General features: G+C 61.8%; 5 protein-coding genes. 1 reads left to right on the forward strand and 4 read right to left on the reverse strand.

What is annotated here, in order from left to right:
- Positions 1 to 925: Nre family DNA repair protein (locus tag ACP5J3_RS13380; protein ID WP_428496142.1), on the forward strand; the 925-nt coding region annotated here is incomplete at its 5' end.
- 17 nt (positions 926 to 942) lie between these two features.
- Here the strand turns inward: ACP5J3_RS13380 and ACP5J3_RS13385 are convergent.
- The 4 genes from ACP5J3_RS13385 to ACP5J3_RS13400 form a co-directional block, all read right to left on the reverse strand.
- Complete coding sequence (locus ACP5J3_RS13385) at positions 943 to 1,152, reverse strand: hypothetical protein (protein ID WP_428496143.1); 210 nt, start codon at positions 1,150 to 1,152, stop codon at positions 943 to 945.
- Positions 1,115 to 1,675 carry a hypothetical protein gene (locus tag ACP5J3_RS13390; protein WP_428496146.1) on the reverse strand — a complete coding sequence of 187 codons (561 nt, stop codon included), beginning with the start codon at positions 1,673 to 1,675 and terminating at the stop codon, positions 1,115 to 1,117. The genes ACP5J3_RS13385 and ACP5J3_RS13390 overlap by 38 nt, the downstream gene beginning before the upstream one ends.
- On the reverse strand, positions 1,675 to 1,917 hold the full coding sequence (locus ACP5J3_RS13395; protein WP_428496144.1) for a hypothetical protein: 243 nt from the start codon (positions 1,915 to 1,917) through the stop codon (positions 1,675 to 1,677). Before ACP5J3_RS13395 ends, ACP5J3_RS13390 begins: the two co-directional genes overlap by 1 nt.
- A gap of 9 nt (positions 1,918 to 1,926) precedes the next feature.
- The coding region (locus ACP5J3_RS13400) for a chorismate synthase (RefSeq protein ID WP_428496145.1) at positions 1,927 to 2,322 on the reverse strand (396 nt) is incomplete at its 5' end.

The raw sequence follows: 2,322 nt of genomic DNA on the forward strand, positions 1-2,322 counted from the left end.
GGAGGAGGCTAGGGCGTATGACGACCCCCGGCTTCTCTGGGGGCGCGGCCTTGAGGAGATTATTAGGCTTAGGAGCTACATGGCGTTTGGGTACAAGACGTCGGTGGGGCCGTGGGAGCTGGGGGAGCTTCCCCTCCTCGCGGTGTCTGAGAGGCCGGTGGATGTGGAGATGAGGCTTGCGAGGGACCCGGCGCCGGGGGTTCGGTTTGACCTTAGGGAGAGGCCCATGGGCCCTAGGGCGCCTCTGGAGAGGGTGCGCATCGGCGGGAACCCAGCCGTCCCGGGGCCTCTCGACAGGCTGATGTCTGACGACGTAGAGGCGGGGGAGGCTGTGGTTGAGCTGTACCGCCGGGGGGTCGACCTCTACATTATCCAGAGGGCGTTTTCGCTGGGGTTGCTGGGGGCGGGGCACAGACGTAGGCTGGTGCCGACGCGCTGGGGGATAACGGCGGTGGACGTTGCTGTGGGGGACTACCTGGCGGGTAGGGTGAGGGATATGCCTGAGGTGGACGGGGCGCTGTACGGCTACGGCGAGTATCTCGACAACCGCTACCTAGTCGCCGTGGTGCCGGGGCCTCTGCGGTTTTTCTACCTGGAGCGCTGGGTCTACGGGGGGAGGGTGGCCGAGATCGAAGTGGTGGAGGACTCCCGCGGCCGGAGGAGCACCGTGGACGGGGGCTTCGAGGCGGCGAGGGTGGCTGTGCTGGAGACGCTGGCCGCCTTGGGTAGGAGGGGGACTGTCTCTATTGTTAGGTGGATTGGGGAGGGCTACTACGTGTCTGTGGGGAATTGGCAGATTAGGGAAACTCTGCGCCGGATCAGACTCAAGCCCCTCGACGAGGAGTATGGGAGGTACGTGGCGCTGGTGGGGAGGGACCCCCTCGCCCTCATCAAGCCGTCGAGGAGGCTTGACGAGTTTATGTAGAGCCCGCCGGCCGCGCGCTACGCGGCGAGGGGGATTTTCGCCCTTCTCATGAGTTCTCTAAAATCCTCCAGGGGGAGCCCGGCTAGCTTGGCGGCTCTTCTTATATCCCCGGTTTCTATGTAGTACTGTAGCGCCGCCCTCTGCCTAGGGGGGAGACTCTGTATAAAACTCCAGTCCGCCCTCTCCCGCCTAATGCGTCTGAGCTCCTCCTCTACCTCGGCCTCCACCGTCTCTACAGCCGACTTCGTTTAAAATTTTTTCTAGGTCGCGCCGGGGGAATTCGTGAAGAGCCTCCTCTCTATATCTGTCAAACACGCCGCAGTCGGCTTTGCCGAGGCGCACAGCCTGGGCGAGCACCTCAAGCGATCTCCACACAACGACGCCGGAGTACTCCGGGAGGATCCTCGGCACCGCCAGAGCGCCTCTGTTCTCCGTCAACACCACGGCGCCGAGCTCCCTCCCGGCCTCTAAGCAGTAGGCCTCGGGGTAGTCCACGAGGGGGATTGACAGCCTGGAAGCCACTGCTGTCATTAAGCTCAGGGCTCTGGCTCTGAGCTCCGGTAGCTCGGGGATTAGCGATAATTTTCTCTGGGCTAGACGCTCTGATATCCAGGTCAAGGTGTCTTCGCTCCTGACCTCGCCCAGCACCGGCTCGGGCAACCACACTGTGGTGAATATGTCGAATAAGAGATCGCGTCTGCTGAACTTCACCCAGTCTAGGAGAAAGCAGGTGTCCGCCACCGCTTGCATCACGTGCTTGGGATCTTGGCCCTCCTCCTCAATTCGTTGAACTCCTCCATAGACATGCCGGCGATGCGCGACGCGACGTATAGATCCCCGGTTTCTATGTAGTACTGTAGCGCCGCCCTCTGTCTGGGGGGTAGGCTGTGTATAAAACTCCAGTCTGCCCTCTCCCGCCTAATGCGCCTCGCCTCTTCCAAGTCGCTGAGGTACTTCTCCAGCTCCTCCACAATAGTGGCGGCGCGTCGCATATAAAATGTTTACGGATCAACAATTGGATCTTTTAGGGGCTTGTCTCTCCTCAGTAAACCAGCTCTCAGGATGTGGTCTGCGATGGTTATCGCCGTCATGGCCTCCAGCGCCACCAAGGCTTTGGGCACTACGGAGACGTCGTATCTGCCTCTGAACTCCAGCGTGGTCTCCTCCATTTTTGAGAGGTCTACGGTTCTTTGTGGCTTCCTCACCGATGGCGTAGGCTTGAACCACGCCTTGAAGTATATCGGCTCGCCGAGAGTGATGCCGCCCAGCACGCCCCCGGCTCTGTTGCTCTCCAGCGCCGGCCTCCCCCCTCTCACCGTGATGGGGTCGTTGGCCTCGCTTCCCCTCATCCTGGCCAGCGACCTGCCGGCGCCCCAGTCCAGCGCCACCACCGCGGG

Source organism: Pyrobaculum sp. (assembly GCF_049971835.1).
GTDB lineage: Archaea > Thermoproteota > Thermoprotei > Thermoproteales > Thermoproteaceae > Pyrobaculum.

Coding starts and splice junctions, on each gene's coding strand:
- ACP5J3_RS13390 (WP_428496146.1), bottom strand. CDS start 1,675: ATGCAAGCGGTGGCGGACACCTGCTTTCTCCTAGACTGGGTGAAGTTC.
- ACP5J3_RS13395 (WP_428496144.1), bottom strand. CDS start 1,917: ATGCGACGCGCCGCCACTATTGTGGAGGAGCTGGAGAAGTACCTCAGC.